Annotated in this window: 23 protein-coding genes; 10 read left to right on the top strand and 13 right to left on the bottom strand. The window is 61.8% G+C overall.

Annotated elements, in window-relative coordinates; genetic code table 11:
* Positions 1-132: 132 nt before the first annotated feature.
* The 3 genes from NKI88_RS20690 (at position 133) to ggt (ending at position 5,513) form a co-directional block, all read left to right on the top strand.
* The gene (locus NKI88_RS20690; RefSeq protein ID WP_352656924.1) at positions 133-2,235 is read left to right on the top strand and encodes a bifunctional rhamnulose-1-phosphate aldolase/short-chain dehydrogenase; all 2,103 of its coding nucleotides are present in this window, start codon (positions 133-135) and stop codon (positions 2,233-2,235) included.
* Between the two features lie 107 nt (positions 2,236-2,342).
* On the top strand, positions 2,343-3,635 hold the full coding sequence (gene rhaI / locus NKI88_RS20685) for an L-rhamnose catabolism isomerase (RefSeq protein WP_352656922.1): 1,293 nt from the start codon (positions 2,343-2,345) through the stop codon (positions 3,633-3,635).
* 138 nt (positions 3,636-3,773) lie between these two features.
* Positions 3,774-5,513, top strand: a complete 1,740-nt coding sequence (gene ggt / locus NKI88_RS20680; protein ID WP_023669665.1) for a gamma-glutamyltransferase — start codon at positions 3,774-3,776, stop codon at positions 5,511-5,513.
* Positions 5,514-5,530: 17 nt separating this feature from the next.
* Here the strand turns inward: ggt and NKI88_RS20675 are convergent, their stop codons facing one another.
* From NKI88_RS20675 to NKI88_RS20665, 3 genes are all read right to left on the bottom strand, one after another.
* Positions 5,531-5,878: a hypothetical protein gene (locus tag NKI88_RS20675; protein WP_032885862.1), complete on the bottom strand. Its 348-nt coding sequence runs from the start codon at positions 5,876-5,878 to the stop codon at positions 5,531-5,533.
* 184 nt (positions 5,879-6,062) lie between these two features.
* Positions 6,063-7,412, bottom strand: a complete 1,350-nt coding sequence (locus NKI88_RS20670) for a sigma-54-dependent transcriptional regulator (protein WP_023669667.1) — start codon at positions 7,410-7,412, stop codon at positions 6,063-6,065.
* The gene (locus tag NKI88_RS20665; protein ID WP_023692505.1) at positions 7,409-9,268 is read right to left on the bottom strand and encodes a sensor histidine kinase; all 1,860 of its coding nucleotides are present in this window, start codon (positions 9,266-9,268) and stop codon (positions 7,409-7,411) included. Before NKI88_RS20665 ends, NKI88_RS20670 begins: the two co-directional genes overlap by 4 nt.
* A gap of 230 nt (positions 9,269-9,498) precedes the next feature.
* On the opposite strand from NKI88_RS20665, the gene NKI88_RS20660 reads away from it, so the two are divergent.
* Both NKI88_RS20660 and NKI88_RS20655 read left to right on the top strand, forming a co-directional pair.
* Entirely contained in the window at positions 9,499-10,833 is a 1,335-nt protein-coding gene (locus NKI88_RS20660; RefSeq protein ID WP_023821571.1) for a dicarboxylate/amino acid:cation symporter, read from the top strand.
* 138 nt (positions 10,834-10,971) lie between these two features.
* A complete protein-coding gene (locus NKI88_RS20655; RefSeq protein WP_023703410.1) occupies positions 10,972-11,553 on the top strand; it encodes a histidine phosphatase family protein in 582 nt (193 codons plus the stop codon).
* 22 nt (positions 11,554-11,575) lie between these two features.
* On the opposite strand, the gene NKI88_RS20650 is transcribed toward NKI88_RS20655, so the two are convergent.
* Positions 11,576-12,328, bottom strand: coding sequence for a pseudouridine synthase (locus tag NKI88_RS20650; RefSeq protein ID WP_023816204.1), 753 nt, complete (start codon positions 12,326-12,328; stop codon positions 11,576-11,578).
* 148 nt (positions 12,329-12,476) lie between these two features.
* Here NKI88_RS20650 and NKI88_RS20645 point away from each other — a divergent pair, with 148 nt between their 5' ends.
* Both NKI88_RS20645 and NKI88_RS20640 read left to right on the top strand, forming a co-directional pair.
* The gene (locus NKI88_RS20645) at positions 12,477-12,638 is read left to right on the top strand and encodes a hypothetical protein (RefSeq protein ID WP_023669672.1); all 162 of its coding nucleotides are present in this window, start codon (positions 12,477-12,479) and stop codon (positions 12,636-12,638) included.
* 28 nt (positions 12,639-12,666) lie between these two features.
* Entirely contained in the window at positions 12,667-12,876 is a 210-nt protein-coding gene (locus NKI88_RS20640) for a DUF768 domain-containing protein (RefSeq protein ID WP_023669673.1), read from the top strand.
* A gap of 89 nt (positions 12,877-12,965) precedes the next feature.
* Here the strand turns inward: NKI88_RS20640 and NKI88_RS20635 are convergent, their stop codons facing one another.
* Positions 12,966-13,424: a hypothetical protein gene (locus NKI88_RS20635; protein ID WP_023669674.1), complete on the bottom strand. Its 459-nt coding sequence runs from the start codon at positions 13,422-13,424 to the stop codon at positions 12,966-12,968.
* Positions 13,425-13,921: 497 nt separating this feature from the next.
* Here NKI88_RS20635 and NKI88_RS20630 point away from each other — a divergent pair, with 497 nt between their 5' ends.
* A complete protein-coding gene (locus NKI88_RS20630; protein ID WP_352656918.1) occupies positions 13,922-14,227 on the top strand; it encodes a DUF982 domain-containing protein in 306 nt (101 codons plus the stop codon).
* A gap of 25 nt (positions 14,228-14,252) precedes the next feature.
* A complete protein-coding gene (locus NKI88_RS20625) occupies positions 14,253-14,849 on the top strand; it encodes an SOS response-associated peptidase (RefSeq protein ID WP_352656915.1) in 597 nt (198 codons plus the stop codon).
* Between the two features lie 356 nt (positions 14,850-15,205).
* On the opposite strand, the gene NKI88_RS20620 is transcribed toward NKI88_RS20625, so the two are convergent.
* The 5 genes from NKI88_RS20620 to NKI88_RS20600 form a co-directional block, all read right to left on the bottom strand.
* Positions 15,206-15,469 (bottom strand): Ros/MucR family transcriptional regulator, encoded by a 264-nt coding sequence (locus tag NKI88_RS20620; RefSeq protein WP_155921730.1) that lies wholly within the window; start codon positions 15,467-15,469, stop codon positions 15,206-15,208.
* 18 nt (positions 15,470-15,487) lie between these two features.
* The gene (locus tag NKI88_RS20615; protein ID WP_352500210.1) at positions 15,488-15,691 is read right to left on the bottom strand and encodes a hypothetical protein; all 204 of its coding nucleotides are present in this window, start codon (positions 15,689-15,691) and stop codon (positions 15,488-15,490) included.
* A gap of 607 nt (positions 15,692-16,298) precedes the next feature.
* Complete coding sequence (locus NKI88_RS20610) at positions 16,299-16,661, bottom strand: class I SAM-dependent methyltransferase (RefSeq protein ID WP_352656912.1); 363 nt, start codon at positions 16,659-16,661, stop codon at positions 16,299-16,301.
* Entirely contained in the window at positions 16,658-16,969 is a 312-nt protein-coding gene (locus NKI88_RS20605) for a hypothetical protein (RefSeq protein ID WP_156941094.1), read from the bottom strand. Before NKI88_RS20605 ends, NKI88_RS20610 begins: the two co-directional genes overlap by 4 nt.
* Positions 16,970-17,388: 419 nt before the next feature.
* Positions 17,389-17,526 (bottom strand): hypothetical protein, encoded by a 138-nt coding sequence (locus tag NKI88_RS20600; RefSeq protein WP_196814950.1) that lies wholly within the window; start codon positions 17,524-17,526, stop codon positions 17,389-17,391.
* Between the two features lie 185 nt (positions 17,527-17,711).
* Here NKI88_RS20600 and NKI88_RS20595 point away from each other — a divergent pair, with 185 nt between their 5' ends.
* A complete protein-coding gene (locus NKI88_RS20595) occupies positions 17,712-17,876 on the top strand; it encodes a hypothetical protein (protein ID WP_023807146.1) in 165 nt (54 codons plus the stop codon).
* A 91-nt stretch (positions 17,877-17,967) separates the two neighbouring features.
* Here NKI88_RS20595 and NKI88_RS20590 read toward each other — a convergent pair whose 3' ends face one another.
* The 3 genes from NKI88_RS20590 to NKI88_RS20580 all read right to left on the bottom strand — a co-directional run bounded on the left by NKI88_RS20590 (position 17,968) and on the right by NKI88_RS20580 (position 18,860).
* Positions 17,968-18,261, bottom strand: a complete 294-nt coding sequence (locus NKI88_RS20590) for a helix-turn-helix domain-containing protein (RefSeq protein WP_031198824.1) — start codon at positions 18,259-18,261, stop codon at positions 17,968-17,970.
* 56 nt (positions 18,262-18,317) lie between these two features.
* Positions 18,318-18,497, bottom strand: coding sequence for a hypothetical protein (locus NKI88_RS20585; RefSeq protein ID WP_023806874.1), 180 nt, complete (start codon positions 18,495-18,497; stop codon positions 18,318-18,320).
* 159 nt (positions 18,498-18,656) lie between these two features.
* A complete protein-coding gene (locus NKI88_RS20580; RefSeq protein ID WP_023673385.1) occupies positions 18,657-18,860 on the bottom strand; it encodes a CsbD family protein in 204 nt (67 codons plus the stop codon).
* Positions 18,861-19,135: the final 275 nt, after the last annotated feature.

The following is a 19,135-nucleotide window of genomic DNA, read 5'->3' as shown; positions in this document are numbered from 1 at the left end:
ATTTCCGCTCATATAATTTCATTGTGCAGTGCAATATGATCGATCTTGATCGTTTATGATTGACAACCGAGATGCTTGCGTAGACATTTCCGGCAAAATGGACCGCGCCTTTTGCGTCCAGGGAGGATAATCATGCTCGACAAGCGCTCCGGCTCGCGCCTTGCCAACCTTTGGGACGATGCTAAAGCCAAGGGGCTGAGCGAGCCTGAGCTTCTGGTCTATCGCTCCAACACGCTCGGCTCCGACAAGCGTGTCACCAATTATGGCGGCGGCAACACCTCGTCCAAGATCCGGCAGAAGGACCCGCTCTCCGGCGCCGAAGTCGAAGTGCTATGGGTCAAGGGCTCGGGCGGCGACAGCGCCTCGATCAAGCTGGACGGTTTCGCCACGCTTTACATGGACAAACTGCAGGCGCTGAAAGGCCTTTATCGCGGCGTCGCGCATGAGGACGAGATGGTGGGCTATCTTCCCCACTGCACCTTCAATCTCAACCCGCGCGCGGCCTCGATCGACACGCCGCTGCACGCCTATGTGCCGAAGCCGTTCGTCGATCACATGCATCCCGATGCCATTATCGCGATTGCCGCGGCCAAGGATTCCAAGGCGTTGACCAAGGAGGTATTCGGTGACGCCATCGGCTGGCTGCCGTGGAAGCGGCCGGGCTTCGAACTTGGCCTCTGGCTGGAGAAATTCTGCGTCGAACACCCCGAGGCCAAGGGCGTCATCCTCGAAAGCCACGGCTTGTTCACCTGGGGCGACACACCCAAGGAGTGCTATGAGACGACGATCTCGGTCATCAACCAGGCGATCGAATGGTTCGAGCGCCGCTCCGAGGGTCTCGCCATCTTCGGCGGCGAAGTCGTCAAATCGCTAGACGCCGCTGAGCGCCGCGCCATCGCGGCGAGACTGATGCCGAGGATCCGCGGCCTGATTTCGGAGAAGAGCCACAAGCTCGGCCATTTCGACGATTCCGCCGCTGTGCTCGAATTCGTCAACTCCAGGGATTTGCGCCCGCTGGCGGCACTCGGTACCTCATGCCCGGATCATTTCCTGCGCACAAAAATCCGCCCGCTGGTTATCGAGTTCGACCCAGCGAAGCCCGACGTCGAAGCCGTGATTGCGCGCCTCGCCGACGATATTGCTGAGTACCGTGTCGGCTACCAGGCCTATTACGACAGCTGCAAGCATCCGGACTCGCCCCCGATCCGCGACCCCAATGCCGTGGTCTACCTGATGCCCGGCGTCGGCATGTTCACCTTCGCCGGCGACAAGGCCACCGCCCGCATCTCTGGCGAATTCTACGTCAACGCCATCAACGTCATGCGCGGAGCCTCGACCGTCTCGTCCTATGTCGGCCTGCCGGCGCAGGAGGCCTTCGACATCGAATACTGGCTGCTCGAGGATTTGAAGCTGCAGCGCATGCCGAAGCCGAAGTCGCTCGCCGGCCAAATCGCGCTGGTCACCGGCGGCGCCGGCGGCATCGGCCGCGCCACCGCCAGCCGGCTGCTGCGCGAAGGCGCCTGCGTGGTGCTGGCCGATATCGACGAGGCCGCACTTGCCAGCGCCAATGACGAACTGGCGAAAGCCTATGGCAAGGACTTCGTCCGGCCGGTGCTGATCAACGTCACCGCGGAGGAGCAGGTGATTTCCGGCTTCGCCCAGACAGCCGTCGAGTTCGGCGGCATTGATATTCTCGTCTCCAACGCAGGCCTCGCCTCCTCGGCGCCGATCGAGGAGACGACGCTGGCGCTGTGGAACAAGAACATGGACATATTGTCGACCGGCTATTTCCTGGTCTCGCGCGAAGCCTTCCGGCTGTTTCGCGCCCAGAAGATCGGCGGCAATGTCGTCTTCGTCGCCTCCAAGAACGGCCTTGCCGCGTCACCCAACGCCGCCGCCTATTGCACCGCCAAGGCGGCCGAAATCCATCTCGCCCGCTGCCTGGCGCTGGAAGGCGCGGAAGCCCAGATCCGCGTCAACGTCGTCAATCCGGACGCCGTGCTGCGCGGTTCGAAGATCTGGACCGGCGAGTGGAAGGAACAGCGCGCCGCCGCCTACAAGATGTCGACCGACGACCTCGAAGAGCACTACCGCTCGCGCTCGATGCTGAAGCGCTCGGTGTTTCCGGAAGACATTGCCGAAGCGATTTATTTCCTGGCGTCCGACATGTCGGCCAAATCCACCGGCAACATCATCAACGTCGACGCCGGCAACGCGCAGAGCTTTACGCGCTGAGTTAAGAGCGGAGCGCTTCTCTTCTCCCCGTCACTATACGGGGAGAAGGTGGCCCGAAGGGCCGGATGAAGGGCAGCGCTGACTGAACGCATTGGGAGGAATAGCACTTGTCCGAAACCATCATCGCCGCCGATCTCGTCTCCAGCCACAACGCCCAGCGCAAACCCGACCTCGAGCGCGACTACGCGTCGCTCGGCGAACGCCTCGACCGCCGCGGCATCGCCATCGATGCCATCCGCGACAAGATCGAGAAATTCGCCGTCGCCATTCCGTCCTGGGGCGTCGGCACAGGCGGCACGCGGTTTGCCCGCTTTCCCGGCGCCGGCGAGCCGCGCGACATTTTCGACAAGATCGAGGACTGCGCCGTCATCAGCCAACTGACACAGGCGACGCCGACCGTCTCGCTGCACATCCCGTGGGACAAGGCCGATCCGAACCGGCTGAAGCAGGCGGCCTCGCGCTTCGGCCTCGGCTTCGACGCCATGAATTCCAACACCTTCTCGGATGCCAGGGACCAAAAACTGTCCTACAAGTTCGGGTCGCTGTCGCATGCCGATGCCGGCACGCGCCGCCAGGCGGTCGAGCACAATCTGGAATGCATCGAGATCGGCAAGACGCTGGGGTCCAGGGCGCTAACAGTGTGGATCGGCGACGGCTCGAATTTCCCCGGCCAGGTCAATTTCGCCAAAGCCTTCGAGCGCTATCTCGACGCGATGAAGGAGATCTATGCCGGACTGCCCGCCGACTGGAAACTGTTCACCGAACACAAAATGTACGAGCCGGCTTTCTACTCCACGGTCGTGCAGGACTGGGGCACCAATTACATGATCGCCAAGGAGCTGGGCGACAAGGCGTTCTGCCTGGTCGACCTGGGCCACCATGCGCCCAATGTCAACATCGAGATGATCGTGTCGCGGCTGATCCAGTTCAAGAAACTCGGCGGCTTCCACTTCAACGATTCCAAATATGGCGACGACGATCTCGATGCCGGCTCGATCGATCCCTATCGGCTGTTCCTGGTCTTCAACGAACTGGTCGATGCCGAGCTGTCCGGCGCCGAGGGTTTCGATCCCGCCCACATGCTCGACCAGAGCCACAACGTCACCGATCCGATCGAAAGCCTGATGCTGTCGGCGGTCGAGGTGCAGCGCGCCTATGCGCAGGCGCTGCTGGTCGACCGCAAGGCGCTCGAGGGTTTCCAAGACGGCAATGATGCGCTGATGGCGACGCAGACGCTGAAAGCTGCCTACCGCACCGATGTCGAGCCGATCCTTGCCATGGCGCGGCTGAACACAGGCGGCGCCATCGATCCAGTCGCCGCATATCGCGCGGCGGGCTACCGGGCGAAGGTCGCGGCGGAACGGCCGGCGGTTGTGGGCGGTTCAGGCGGGATTGTTTGAGATTGGCTAATCTCCACCACAGGGGGGAGATCAGCTTGCCTCTGCCGGCAGGCGAACATCAATATGTGTTCGCTCATATTGATGATGGACTCGGCCGCTCCATGTAGCTCTTCTAGGCACCGCACTTGGAGCACCGCCATGCCCTTGACCCGCCGGACGCTGATTGGCGTCACCCTTTCGCTCGCAATTGCGCTCGCGCCATCCGGCGCGCTCCATGCCGCCTCGCCACAACCGGCGAAGGGCGAGCACGGCATGGTCGTCACCGCCCAGCATCTGGCGTCGGAAGCCGGCGTCGAGGTGCTGAAGAAGGGCGGCAATGCCGTCGATGCGGCGGTCGCCGTCGGCTATGCGCTCGCCGTCGTCTACCCTAATGCCGGCAATATCGGCGGTGGCGGGTTCATGACCATCCGCTTCAAGGACGGCAAATCGACCTTCCTCGATTTCCGCGAGCGCGCGCCGCTGGCGGCAACCAAGACCATGTATCTCGACAAGGACGGCAATCCGGTGAAGGGCGCCAGCCTTGATGGCTACCTTGCGGTCGGCGTACCGGGTTCCGTGGCAGGGTTCGAGATGGCTCGTGAAAAATATGGCACGCTGCCACGCCAGGATTTGATGGCGCCGGCAATTGCCTATGCCAAGGATGGCTTCATCCTCGACCAGGGCGACGCTGCTTCATTCGCGAGCAATGCCGCACGGCTGGCGAAGGACCCTGCCGCCGCCGCCATCTTCCTGAAGCCGGACGGCAAACCCTATGGCGCCGGCGAGCGTCTCCTCCAGCCCGATCTTGCAGCCTCGCTCGCCGCCATCTCCGAAAAAGGCGCCGACGCCTTCTACAAAGGCGCCATCGCCGACGCCATCGTCAAGGCGAGCGGCGCCAAGGGCGGCATTCTGGCCAACTCAGACTTCGAGCAATATAAGGTACGCGAGCTGCAACCGGTGAGCTGCACCTATCGGGGCTATGAGATCACGTCCTCGCCGCCGCCAAGCTCCGGCGGCGTCATCATCTGCGAAATCCTCAACGTGCTGGAGGGCTACCCGCTGTCTTATCTCGGCGCCCGCTCGGCCGAGACCGTGCATGTCATGGTCGAGGCGATGCGCTACGCCTATGTGGACCGCAACTCGGCGCTCGGCGATCCCGATTTCGTCGACAATCCGGTCTCGAAACTGCTCGACAAGGGTTACGCCAAGGAGATCCGCGACAAGATCGACCCGTTCCGCGCCGGCGTCTCGCAGGATTTGATGCCGAAGGGCTTCGGCGAGTCGAAGGAAACGACGCACTATTCAATCATCGACGATGACGGCAATGCGGTCGCGGTCACCTATACGCTGAACGGTTCGTTCGGCGCCGGCGTGGTCGCCGACGGCACCGGCATCCTGCTCAACAACGAGATGGATGATTTCACCCAGAAGCCTGGCGTGCCCAACCTCTACGGTCTCGTGCAGGGAGAGGCCAATGCCATCCAGCCGAAGAAGACGCCGCTGTCATCGATGAGCCCGACCATCGTCGCCAAGGACGGCAAGCCGTTCATGGTTATCGGCAGCCCCGGCGGCTCGCGCATCATCACCATCACGCTGGAAGCCATCGTCAACGTCATCGACCACGGCATGAACATCCAGGAGGCGATCGACGCATCGCGCATCCACCATCAATGGCTGCCCGACACGATCTATGTCGAACCGTTCGGCCTGTCGCCCGACACTGAAAAACTGCTGGCCGGCATGGGCTACCACCTCGATCTCGCGGATTCTACCTGGGGTCAGGCGGCCGGCATTCTTGTCGGCGGCAAGAGCCTGGCGGAAATCGAGAAGGGCGGCGGCGCCCGCTACAACGGCGCCATCGACAGCCGCGCCGCATCCGGCGAGGCGATTGGCTACTGATCAAAACAAGAGATTGATCAGAGGACGAGCGTAAGCGTCGACCCGACGAGCATCAGCGCCGCGATCACGACGAACGCCGCGTAGATGCGGGGACGGTCGAGGAGCAGCGCATTGCCCGATATCCAGGCCGCGGTTGCGCCGCCAAGCGCAAACAGGAAGCCGTTCCGGTGACCAAAGGTCATGGAAGCGGCCATCAGCCCGCCAATGATCAGCGCGCCGAAGACGATGATCACGGCAACGGCGTATTTCTCGAAGTCGTTGCCGCCGCCCATGGCCGGGCCGATCGCGTTCAAATTCGTCAGATCGTCCGGATCGAACGGGTTGGTCGATCCATATTCATCTTGACCGACAGGTTCTCGCATCATTCATTCTCCGCTGACCGGCAACAAATCATCAACATCTGCCGAGCGCAACCGGATCGCGCCGTGCCGAAGGCCGCCGATGCGGTCTTCAACACTTTCTGATGCCGACTTGCCACGGTTTTTTTGCGCCGGTTCACAAAATCTACCCTGCTTTCGGGTCCACACGCCTGAATACCTGGAAAATGAATTACCTGGAAAAATCGCTGCGCACGATGCGGTGCCGCTGCAGCTTGTCGTAGAAGGTCTTGCGCGGAATGCCGAGCGCTTCAATCGTGCGCCGGACATCGCCGTCATTGCGGCCAAGCGCCTCGCGGATGACATTGGCTTCATAGCGTTCCAGCCGTTCCGGCAGTGAGCTGGCGTCATCCGGCTCCGCCGGGGCGGAAGGTGGCGCTTGCGCCGCTTCCTCGAGTCCCAGCACGAAACGCTCGGCGAAATGCGCGAGTTCACGCACATTGCCCGGCCAGTCGTGCTGGCTCAGATGGCGGTGCACTGAGGCAGGCACGGCTGGCATTTGCCGGCGGAAGCGGCCGGCTGCACGCTCGGCGAAGTAGAAGAACAGCAGGGCGACGTCGTCGCGGCGTTCGCGCAGCGGCGGGATCGAGATCGTCACCACATTGAGCCGGTAGTAGAGATCCTCGCGGAAGGCGCCGCGCCGGCTGGCGTCGCCGAGATCGACCTTGGCGGCGGCGACGACGCGCAGGTCGACCGGCCGGATTTCATTGGTGCCGAGCGGCGTCACCTCGCGCATTTCCAGCACCCGCAGCATCTGCACCTGGGTCGAGGCCGGCATGCTTTCGATCTCGTCGAGGAACAGCGTGCCGCCGCTCGAATGCTCGATCCGGCCGATGCGCTTCTTCTGTGCGCCGGTGAAGGCGCCGGCCTCATGGCCGAACAGCTCGCTTTCGATGACCGTGTCCGGCAGCGCGCCGCAATTCAGCGCCACGAAATTGCCCCTGGCGCGGCGGCTCCAGCGATGCAGCAGGCTCGCCACCACCTCCTTGCCGGAGCCGGTCTCGCCGGTCACCAGAACGTCGACATCGGTATCGGCGATTTGCCGCAGCGTCCGGCGCAATCGCTCCATCGCCAGCGTCTGCCCGATCAGCGGCAGGCCGTCCTGCGCCTGTTCGGCGCTTTCGCGCAAGGCGCGGTTCTCCATCACCAGCCGGCGCTTTTCCGCCGCCCGTGCCACACTTTGCGCCAGCCGGTCGGCGGCGAAAGGCTTGGTGATGAAGTCGTAGGCGCCATCCTTGATCGCCTTGACCGCAACCGCGATGTCGCCATGCCCGGTGACCAGGATTACCGGAATGTCGGCATCAAGCTGCAAGACGCGGTCGAAGAGCTGCAGGCCGTCAATGCCGGGCATGCGGATGTCGGACACCACCACGCCGGGAAAATTGGCGTCGAGCCCGGCCAGCGCCTCGTTCGCCACCGCAAAGGCCGAGACGGAAAAACCAGCGAGTTCCAGCGTCTGCCGCGTGGCCCTCCGCAATTCGCTATCGTCGTCGATCAATACGACCGGTGCGGTGTCCATCATGCTGCCCTGGCGAGGTGAATGGTAAAGCGCGTGCCGGCCTGGTCGCTCGCCACCTCGATGCGTCCGCCATAGTCGGCGACGATGTCCTGCGAGATGACGAGGCCGAGCCCGAGGCCTTTTTCCTTCGAGGTGTTGAACGGCGTGAACAATGACTTGAGGATGGCAGGCGAAATGCCCGGCCCATTGTCGGCGACGGCAAGCGCCACGCCGTCGGCCGTCTCCTGGGCCGACACCTGCACCCTGGCGCCGTCGCGCCCGTCCAGCGCTTCCAGCGCATTCTGGAACAGGTTGATCAGCACCTGTTCGAGCCGCAGCCGGTTGCCCATCACCTTGAGCGTTACCGGCGGAAGCGTGATATCGAGTGCGTCCAGCCGACCGGCAAAGCGGCTTCTGAGCAGCACCACGGCGCCCTCGATGACGCCGCGCAATTCGACCGGTTCGGCTGCCGTGCGCCCCTTGCGGGCAAAGACCTTCAACTCTTCGGTGATGCCTCCGATGCGCTCGGTCAGCGCGGCAATCGCGCCAAGGTTCTCCTCGGCCGAGGCGGTCTGCTTGCGCTCCAGGAACACACGCGCATTGTCGGCATAGGCGCGGATCGTCGCCACCGGCTGGTTGATCTCATGCGCGACCCCGGCGGCAACCTGGCCGAGGGTAGCAAGACGGTTGGCCTGCACCAATTCCTGCTGCATGACCTGCAGCTTGGCTTCGGTGCTGCGGTGATCGGTGATCTCGGCCTGCAGCCGGTCGCGCGCCAGGCTGAGGTCATGCGTACGCTCGACGACGCGGCGCTCAAGCTCGATGCGCGCTGCCTGTTCGGCAGCGATGCGCATCTGCGCCGACTGACGGCGCCACAGGAGATAGCCGGCCAGCGCCAGCAACGGCACCACGACGCCCAGCGCCAGCAGCCGCATCTCACGCACCGCAGCCGCGATCGGCGCTTCGACCGGCACGAGATAATCGAGCCGCCATGGCGTCGATTGGACCAGTGTCGAAAGCCTGAGATATTCGGCATCGCTGCCGCCCGGTGTTATCGCATGCACCATCGACACGTCAGGGCTCAATGCCTCGGGGCGTGTGATCGGCAAGGGGATCAGCGGCGCGTTGCCGAATTGCTGGCTGCTCCGGATGGCGGCAGCCACCGGGCCGGTCAGCGGCGCGGTGGTCATGAAGCGCCAGGACGGCACGCTGGTGATCAGCACGACGCCGTGGTCGTCGCTGACATAGGCCGGCCGGTTGGCCTCATGCCAGTCGGCTTCAAGCTGGTCGAATTCCATCTTAACGACGACGACGCCGAGCGGTGCCGCCGCATTGCCGACGCGACGCGAAATATAGAGGCCCGGGCGCTTGCTGATGTTGCCCAGCGCAAAATATTCGGCCGTTCTCGATTGCATGGCGCCGGAGAAATAGGCGCGGAAACCATAGTCGTTGCCGACGAAGCTGGTTGTTTCGCGCCAGTTGCTGGAGGCGATCGCAAACCCGTCGACGCCGGTGACGTAAAGCACCGAAGCCTTGGTGCCGGAGACCAGCCCTTCGAGCTTGCGGTTGAGCACGTCGATCGTGACAGCGCCCTTGTTCTGCAGGGCGTCATGCACCTGCTGGTCCTCGGACAAGAGCAGCGGCAGCGCCCGCGGGCTTTCCAGCACGGCGCGCAGCAACGCAACCTTCAGATTGGCATCGGTGCGGCCTTGCGCCGCCAGTGCCGCGACCTCGGCGCGGCGCGCGTAGAGGCCGGCGCCGGTGAGCGCCGTGGCAACGATCACCAGCGCGATCGCCGCAAACAGCAGCCAGGCGCGACGCGCGCGTTTGCCGAGTTGCTCGGGCGTCGGCGACAGGACCGCGGCAGGGCGTTGCAGCATTCCCTATTTGTGCATGATTTCGCACAAAGCACAATTCAGTCATGCGGATGTCCGCACTTGCGTTGAGCGGCAGCAGCCTCGATCGGACGAATACCCAACAAAATCAATGGCTGCGGTATGCCGCACAGTCTGGCACGGCAGTTGCAGTGACCAATACAGCAGTCGCAAGGCTGCGGAAAACAACTGCCCCGGGAGGTCGAGCTTTCGATCGGGGCGCCATGGAGGACGTCATGCAGCCAGCATTCGCTGCCGCCGAACCGCGCGGCAAGCTACCCTTTTACCGTCATCTCTACGTGCAGGTCCTGACGGCGATCGCCGCCGGCGTGCTGCTCGGTCATTTCTATCCCGAACTCGGTGCTTCGCTGAAGCCGCTCGGCGATGCCTTCATCAAGCTGGTCAAGATGGTGATCGCGCCGGTCATCTTCCTGACGGTGACCACCGGCATTGCCGGCGTCTCCGACCTGAAAAAGGTTGGCCGCGTCGCCGGCAAGGCGATGATCTATTTCCTGGTCTTTTCGACCCTGGCGCTGGTCGTCGGCATGGTCGTCTCCAACGTCGTCCAACCGGGCGCCGGCATGCACATCAATGCGGCGACGCTCGACCCCTCGAAGGTCGCCACCTTCACCGAGAAGGCGCATGACACGACCATCGTCGGCTTCCTGCTCAACATCATCCCCGACACCATCACCGGCGCCTTCGCGCAAGGCGACATTCTGCAAGTGCTGTTCTTCTCGGTGCTGTTCGGCATCTCTCTCGCTCTGGTCGGCGAGCGCGGCCGCCCGGTCGTCGATTTCCTGCAGGCGCTGACCTCGCCTATCTTCCGCCTGGTCGCCATCATGATGAAGGCCGCCCCTATCGGCGCCTTCGGCGCCATGGCCTTCACCGTCGGCAAATACGGCATCGGCGCGATTGCCAACCTCGCCTTTCTGATCGGCACCTTCTACCTGACGTCGCTGCTCTTCGTGCTGGTCGTGCTCGGCGCTGTCGCTTGGTACAACGGCTTCTCGATCCTCGCCTTGATCCGCTACATCAAGGAAGAGCTGCTGCTGGTGCTCGGCACCTCGTCCTCGGAAGCCGCTCTTCCCGGCCTGATGGCCAAGATGGAGCGCGCCGGCTGCAACCGCTCGGTGGTCGGCCTGGTCATCCCGACCGGCTACTCCTTCAACCTCGACGGCACCAACATCTACATGACGCTGGCGGCGCTGTTCATCGCCCAGGCGACCGACACGCCGCTCACCTATGGCGACCAGATCCTGCTGCTGCTGGTTGCCATGCTGAGCTCCAAGGGTGCCGCCGGCATCACCGGCGCCGGCTTTATCACGCTGGCCGCCACGCTCTCTGTCGTGCCTACGGTACCCGTTGCCGGCATGGCACTGATCCTCGGCGTCGACCGCTTCATGTCGGAATGCCGAGCGCTGACCAATTTCGTCGGCAATGCAGTGGCGACGATCGTTGTGGCGCGCTGGGAAGGCGAACTCGACCAGACCAAGTTCGCCGCCGCCATGGCCGGCACATTGTCCGAGGAAGCCGACCTGGCGCTGTCGGGCGATCTGCAGCCCGCCTGATTACTGAACGCAGACATTCGCCACAAGGCCGCAGCCGGTTCGCCCGTTGCGGCCTTTTGTTTTGGCGCGCATGGCGGCTGGTGTTGGCCAAAGCTTCCCGGCTAGGATGTCGGCGGTTTTCAACCGAAAGGCCGGCGAATGAGCAGTGCATACCCCGAGATCTATCTGGTCCGTCACGGCGAGACGGAGTGGAGCGCTTCGGGAAAACACACCGGCCGCACCGACATACCGTTGACGCCAAAGGGCGAGGCGGCGGCTCGCGGCGTGGCGGACCGGCTCAAGGATCTGTCCTTCCAGGCGGTGTGGTCGAGCCCGTCGCAGCGCGCCTTCAGCACCTGCACGCTTGCCGGCTTCGGCGCTGCTGCCGTCAAGAAGGACGACCTGCAGGAATGGGACTATGGCGCCTATGAGGGCGTTAAGACCAAGGAGATTCTTGTGCAGCGCCCCGGCTGGCAATTGTTCCGTGACGGCTGTCCCGACGGCGAGTCGGTAGCGGATGTTGGCGCCAGGGCCGACAGGATCATCGCCGGGCTGCGGGCAATCGAGGGCAATGTGCTGGTGTTTTCAAGCTCGCATTTCCTGCGCGTGCTGGCCGCGCGCTGGCTCGGTCTGCCACCCGAAGGCGGTGCGCACTTCGTACTTGATACCGCGAGCCTCAGCATCCTCGGCTATGAGCACGATCTGAGCGAGCCGGTGATACGCAGGTGGAACCAGAAGTAGGGTTTCGCGGCAAGCCTGCCTCTTAACGCGCGAGCACCGCCAATTCCTCCGATGTCAGATGCCGCGCCTTGCCCTTGGCGAGTTCGCCGAGCTGCAAACCGCCGATCGCCACCCGAACCAGCCTCAGCACCTCGATGTCGAATGCCCCGAGCAGGCGGCGGATCTGGCGGTTGCGGCCCTCGTCGAGCACGATTTCCAGCCAGGCAGTGCGGCCGCCGCTGCGCAGCAGTTCGATCGAACTTGCGGTCAGCAGTTCGCCGTCGACGATCGCTCCGTCGCGAAAGCGCGCCAGCATCGCTTCGTCGGGCGCGGTGCCGATCTGGACATGATAGGTCTTGGCGACATGCGAGGCCGGATCGAGCAGGCGGTTGGCCCAGCGCGTGTCGTTGGTCATCAGCAACAGGCCTTCGCTGGCCTTGTCGAGGCGGCCGACCGGCGACACGAAAGGCAACTCCAGTTCCACCAGGCAGTTATAGACGGTGCCACGATCCTGCGGGTCATCGCGCGTGGTGACCTGTCCGCGCGGCTTATTGATCATCAGGTAGACTTTTGCCTCGCCGACGATCTGCTCGCCGTCGACAGCGATGCGGTCGCGGCCGAGATCGACACGCAGCGACGGATCGCGCACCACCTTGCCGCCAACCCGCACGCGCCCTTCGGCTATCAGCAGCTCGGCCTGCTTGCGCGAACACAGGCCGAGTTTGGAAAGCGCCCGGTTCAGGCTAACGCCTGCCTTGGCGGCCTGGTGTCGGGCGATGTCTGGTGGCCGTGCCATGTCCTGCTTGCCATCCCAATGATCGGCATCGACAAATGCCACGCCCCGCATTGGCTTCGCAACCTGCCGCGGCATCAACATCACGGGTCGCGGGAGCGGGGCTGTTCTCAAATACGATGTGTCAGGGGGTCGGGCTCAACAGCCCGCCATGGAACGCTGCCCCGCGACGGACGTTGTTGCCGACGAGCGATTTGTCGCGAAAGGCACCGCCATGAAGAAAATCTACCAAAAGCCGACGCTCGTGAAGCGAGGCAGGCTCACCAGCCTGACGGCTCAGATCGTCGCTTCTGGGGTCATTCTGGGGGAATGATCCCCCAGATAAGGGAAGGGATAAATCGATGAGCGAGCGCGGCGTTGATTTCCTGCAGGGCTGGATCCACGAGCACCTGCCGGGCGAACTGCCTGCCGACAAGGCAACGGCTCGAACCCTAACCACGCGAGCTGCCCTGGATGCTCGGCATTTAGGCCTTGAGGTCAGCGAGATCGAAGAGGATCTCGGTCCGCTGGAACGGGTGATTTTCGAGGCGCTGGATCAGCCCGATATCTGAGCCCCCGATATGAGCCCATTGCAGGCGATATTGGCCCATCGCCATCCTGGCGGGGGCTTTTCCGTGATGGCATCCGTGGGTGCGCAGCCCTAGGCAGCCCGCGCAGCTGACGCTCCCCGTGCCGGCGGCAATTCGAACACAGTGGCGCCGTTCTCTCGGCCGCGTTCGACATAACCGATGACACGGAACCATTTGCCGACGTCGGCCCGCTGCAGCCAGCTGCGCGAGTGGATGGGAAGGTTGCCGGCCAGCGCCTGAATGTGGCGGATGTGGCGCCTGCAGAAGCGGACCGTCGCGGCGCTGAAGAAACCCTCCTGCGCGGCAAACAGCGTGTCGGCGGCGTCGCTGTTCTCGTGCCAGGCGACGATCGCCACCGTCTTGTCGCCCTCGACCAGCGCGTGCGCTCGGCCTTCCTTCAAATTCATCATCAGATTGTCGTAGGCGACCTTGCTGTCCTTGCCGGCGGCCACATACTCGTCCGACATCCGCGTGGACAGATCACGGAAGACACTTTCGAGATCGCCGATCGTAGCTGCGCGTGCTCGCATTTCTCCTCCTGCAGCCCCGGCAGGCAGTTTGCCCTAGGTGGAGGGGATCACCAAGCAAAGCGAATCCGCCATTTGGCCGATGGGCGCAAAGTGATTTCATTGGGCGGCAAATGTTGGACGCCGCCATCTCCTATCGCGGCAAGCCTGTCATTCGCGTTGCGCCGGTTTTCGTATTTGCTTGACATTGGGCTGATGGAGGCGCGGGTTGCGCCGGGCGTTTGGGCCTTGGGGCATATTTCAATGAAAGAAGTATACGAAAAGCCGGTCCTGCACCGGAAGGGCAAACTTGCGGCGCATGTTGCTTCGCCTACGTCAGGTGGCGGCGGAACCATTGACGTTCCGCCATCCACTGACGAGACTTGATATAGACCTCCACTGAGCGCGAGACTTGCTGATCAACAGAAAGCCCGCTGGCTCAGGCTGGCGGGCTTCTTTCGTTTCTGGAACCATTTCAGTGCATGCCGAATTGACTCGCGATCGCGTTCGGGAGGGGAAGCATGCAAGACCAGCATGTCGATGAGCCGGTTCGCGTGGCGCTCGGCAGGTCCGGAAACACCATCTACAAGGTGGAGCGCGTGGCGCAGGCCGCCGACATCCTGATGAACCGCTGGCCCGCGAAGACGGGCCGCTATCACGTCGCCGCCCGCAAGGCCTGCCTCGGCGTTCTCGAAGGCCTGAAAGAGGCGCACTATGCCCGCGCTGCCTTCGTCAATGCGGCGATCGAGGCTGTATTCTGGTTGAACTCGACCGACAGGGTTGAGCGGCCACCGCTTTCCATCGCCATTTTGCTTGCCTTGACGTAGACTGGCAGCCGGTCGGGAGCCTCCCATGTGCAACGATTATGAGCAGCATATTCTCTGGGCTGAATATTGCCGGATGCTGGAGTCGCTGGCACTCGAGATCCCGACCCATCAGACCGAGCTTGACCTGCCGCGGGTTGATAACATCCACATCAACGATCCAGCCCCGATCATGCGCGCCACCAGCGACACCGGCGTTGAACTGACGTCGATGACGTTCGGATTTCCGCCGGCCGGACCGAAAGGCGGACCAGTGTTCAACTTCCGCTCCGAAGGCCGGCAATTCGCCGGCAGCAAACGCTGCCTCGTGCCGGCATCCGCCTTCTTCGAGTTCACGGGTACGAAGTATCCGAAGGCCAAGCATCGCTTCACGCTCAACGGCTCGCCGTTCATGGCCATCGCGGGGCTTTGGCGTGAAGCTGCCGGCAACAAGCCGCCAACCTTCACCATGCTGACAACCGAGCCTGGACCGGATATTGCGCCATATCACAAACGGCAGGTCGTGGTGCTTCGGCCCGGCGATTGGGCAGCCTGGCTCAGTCTGACGAAGCCGGAAGCCAAACTGCTGCAGCCGCTTCCAGCCGGCTCGCTGCGCGTGGAGACCGTGCGCCCCGAAAGTTCATAATTCAGCTGCGCAGGCTTGCCGGCGCAGTCGGCGGGCCGAGATCAAGCATTTGATGTCTTCAGAGAAAACTGGTGCCCAGAGGCGGAATTCAAGTGAAGAAAATCCCGTTTTGCTTTCAGATACTTAGGGGAATGTTAGCCGCATCTGCTACCAACATAAATACCAACAAAATATTCCTGTGGATTGGTTCGGTTCCTGCTATTTCTCTCAATGCCTTGCACCTGCACCTTGTCTCTTCCGGTTTAGTCTACATCCTTCTTGGTCATACCTCATCATGCGGGGTCGAGTGAAGACCACGGCTGGCCAAGACGACTTAATCAGAACGGATGGCCATTGCGCCCAATATCGGGATCGCTTTAGGCGGTTTCTGAAAGCCGACATCGTGCGAAGAACAGGTGGCTATTTACGGGTCCTGAGACCTTGGCCCATACCACCGCTTTATAGGGTGGACGCGGCGCAGCGAAAAGCGCCGCCAGCCGTTCCTCATGTTGCTCCAGGCTGATGATGTGATCCGCGAACACAGACTTTTTTGGATTTGCCGCAGGCACAAGCTCTTTCGCAACCGGTGCGATTTGGCTGCTCAAACCTGACAATGAAGCGGTTTTTTCGCTACTCCGCATTTCTGACTCGATATATCTCTATATCTCTTGCGCCTCGTGCAAGCTCTGCCGGGCCTGTTGCAGTGATTGATGCAAGTTCGCCAGCAATTCGTCGGCGTCGGCCGTCGGACTGCCTTCGTGATCCAGTAAGCCAACGATAATATCCTGCTTGGAAACGATGCTCTCGTTGTGAACGAATTGGCCCATAAAATACATGAGCCGGCTCTGTGCCGGTGTGGGCATGGGCCTTCTCCCTGGTCGGGCGAAAGCCTGATGATCGCTCCCAAGCGCCTCGTGCCTGTTTGTTTTTGATTTTTCGAGGCGACGCAGCAGTGTGCGCTCGTTAGCAGGCAATGGCAACCAGCCAGGCAATTGCAGCATCCACGCTGCGCACGCCGCCCTGACCGCGCGTGCCGGTCCCCTGGCGTCGCTCGGCCGCTACTTCAGTGTTTCTGGTTGACAATCGTGGCCGGCGCACCGCATTTTCGCGTTGAGGGACAAACCTGGGGATCCTGCATGAAGAAGACTTATCAGAAGCCTGAATTAAAGAAGCGTGAGAAGCTCTCGGCCGTAACGGCTGTGTGCACGCCATCAACCTGCACCGATGAGTGAGAACCTTTAGGCCCCAAGGCGCTTTGCCGAAATTCGCTAGAGAGGGACTGCAGTGAAGAAAGAATACAGCAAGCCAGTACTGACCAAACGTGGGCGTCTCAGCGCAGTGACGGCGCAATTGGCACCCAGTGTTGAACCCAGAGGAGCCTAGGCAAACCACGGCCCTGCAACAAAGCCAGTTGGCTTCGGCAGCGGGCTTCTCCGCTTCCAGGCGCCGAAACCTATCTTCGTATGCCTGTCACAACGAGCCAGGCGGTTTCCGTGCTCGGTCTCCGCACTTCAGGGTCGCTGAACCCTGCCTCTCGCAAGGCAGCAATGACCTCATCCGGCTCGCGAGGTGTAAAAAACATCGGCCGGCATGTTCATCCGGTCCATATGTGCCTTCGGGAGGAAGCCCAGCACGATCGCGACCGCCTGGTTTGAGGACGCGATGGAGCTCTGCGGATCCAGCTCTAAGGCTTTGCCAGAAGTACACTGTGTGGACGCTGAGAGCCTTGTCGAATGTGCTATCCGGCAAGGGCAAGTCCTCGACTAGCCCGGTTCGGAACTCGGCTCGTCCGGCGCGCACTGCATCGGCGAACCGGTGGGAGGCAGCGTTCACGACATCTGCGAGCGATCAACACCGCAAACGAATGCTGCCTCACGGTTAAGTTGCGGCAGTAAAACTGCGCCGCCGAAACCGACCTCCACGGCACGATCTGCCGTTACCAGTTGCAAATGATCGAGAGCGTAGCCGTTGAGCCGGGCATTGCCCCGGTTCATTCCGGCCCGGACCAGCCAGCCGCCGGTTCGGTCGGCCAGGACAGTGGTTTCGCTATAAATCGTGGCGCCATCCGATCCCACATGGCGCTCGTTGGGGGGAACTCGCCCCCGTCGGATCAGCCGCCTCTGTTGGACCTGATTATCCAATGATAATCCCAAGAGTATCAAGTCATGCGTGGAGTGGTGCCAAGTTTTTGCCCATCGTCTTCGCCCTCCGGAAGATGGAAGACAGCAACAGTCGGGCCCGTGCTTTCCTTCCTGGGGTGGCGCGGGCCGCCGTCGCCTAGCCTTTGCACGAGCCGGTGATGATGGACGCGAATTTGTTGCTGCTGCGAGCCACACCTACCATTTGGCGGAGCTCTTCGCATATCTCTCTCGCGTCTTGGCGCGAAATCTCGGAGAGATAGCGCAGGATTATGGCCTCTTCAGTCAAGGCCTCCTGAATGTGATTCAATTCCGACAGCTTCCGATCGATAGAGCTCATCCATGCACCATGCGCCTAGAAGCGGTGGCGCGCAAACGCTGGTTCGATACTGAAAAATGAAGGCTGCCCAGTTTTTCCTGCCTCACTGATCCAGTTCGAGCGGCTCATGGTCCGGTTGCTCGTGCCCCATGACCTGGCGGAAGTCACGCCGGTCGACCCGCTGGCCGCAGATGGGGCGCGCATAGAATTCCCAGTCAGGGTCATGTGGCTTGCCGGGCATGGGCGGTCCGAGGTCGGCTATTCTGGTTATGCCCGGCCTAACCCGTCGCAGCGGCAAAAGTTCCGGAAAGGCGTGCCCGTTGTCCGATCGCCCGCTCGCATTTTTGTACAACATATTCCCGACTTCCATTAGCATCCCCTCATGGCAACTCTGCGGTACGGCGTAAGGCGGGAACCGGATGGGACGTGGCGGTGTTCGACGTGTTCACCGGGCTGCCGGCTATTGTAGCGGGCCACCCATCTGTCGACCTTCCCGACATGGAGTATGCCGAAGAGCTGGCCGCCATCCTGAATGCCAACGACCTGAAGCAGAGGCTATCTCAAGGGAGGTTCCCCGGAGGGTTCGCCTGACTGAAGTCGGAACAAAGTCAGTGAACAACCGCCCTTGTCAGCGGCCGCTTTAGAGATCGGGTTGCAGAGGAGGGTACACAGGCTTTTCCCCTTATCCTTTTTTCTCCCGGCGGCGCCACTGTCTATTATCGGCGGCGAGGCCGCTATCGCCTTCTGAGCGGGCTAGCGATGGAGTGCCTTCGACGGTGAAGACGATTCCGGCATCCTCAAACGCTTTGCGGATGGCGGCGAGGTTGTGGGGACGCGGTTTCCTGAATTCGTTCTCAAGATCGCTGATCACCATTTCGCTAAGATTGGCCTTTGCGGCAAGTCGCACACGCGACCAGTTCAGTAGGGCTCGTGCTGCTCTGGATTGATCTGCGGAGGGTACGGTTCGGCTGTCCATAGACAGTCGAACATTCAGTATCGCTAAAATGTTCCTCCTGACCTTCTGCGATTTCTCTAACGGCGTGAGGCCGGCTTCTCGGATAACGCGGCGGGGTTTTCCAATAACTTTGCGGAACGCTGATCTGCACGCCGCAATGTCTTCTTTTTCGGCTTGGTCTTCTCAACCAGATCTGGCCTTTTCGCTATCAGGTAGTCAGCCTTGTTCGTTCGATAGTCTTCTTTGTGGATGGACATTGCTACGATCTCCATTGTAGAAATCAACGCGGCTGGAAGCCGACACGTTCCCATAAATCGCTTGTTCAAGGCCGAGCCGAACGGCACACGGATGCCAAAAACACGAAAAGGGCGCGGTTTGTGACCGCGCCCTTATTTGACTAGGTTCAACTGTCCTGCCTACGAGTCTTGTCGACCATACCAGTCGTCGACGTCTCGCCGCACGCGATCCTTCTCAATGCCGTAGCGCTCCTGGATCGTACCTTCGAGCTGATCGCGGTTGCCGGCTATGCGGTCGAGATCATCATCAGTGAGCTTGCCCCACTGCTCCTTGACCTTGCCTTTGAATTGCTTCCAATTTCCTTCGACGCGGTTCCAGTCCATGATGGCGATCTCCTTTCGTTGTCCTTTCGAACAACGGTCGTAGTGGCCATCAGGTTCCGCTGCAGGTAAGCGCGCTTGCTGGTGATCTAGCAATGGAAACTTCGCCTCTGTCCGGGAGCAGTTAGAGCAGAACAATGCAGCAGGGGCGTCTGCGCAGGTCATCGCCCTTAACGCCTTCTGACTGACTGCTTGAGAAGCGCGAGCAATCAAGGCGCTACCACCGTGCCACCGACCGTCTGTATTTTCTTTAGATCTCGGATAGGTTTTGCCGGTAT

Origin of the sequence: Mesorhizobium sp. M0317, assembly GCF_040321555.1 — a bacterium.
Classification (GTDB): Bacteria; Pseudomonadota; Alphaproteobacteria; order Rhizobiales; family Rhizobiaceae; genus Mesorhizobium.
Note: the sequence above shows the minus strand (reverse complement) of the source record. Positions and strands in the feature narration are given on the sequence as shown.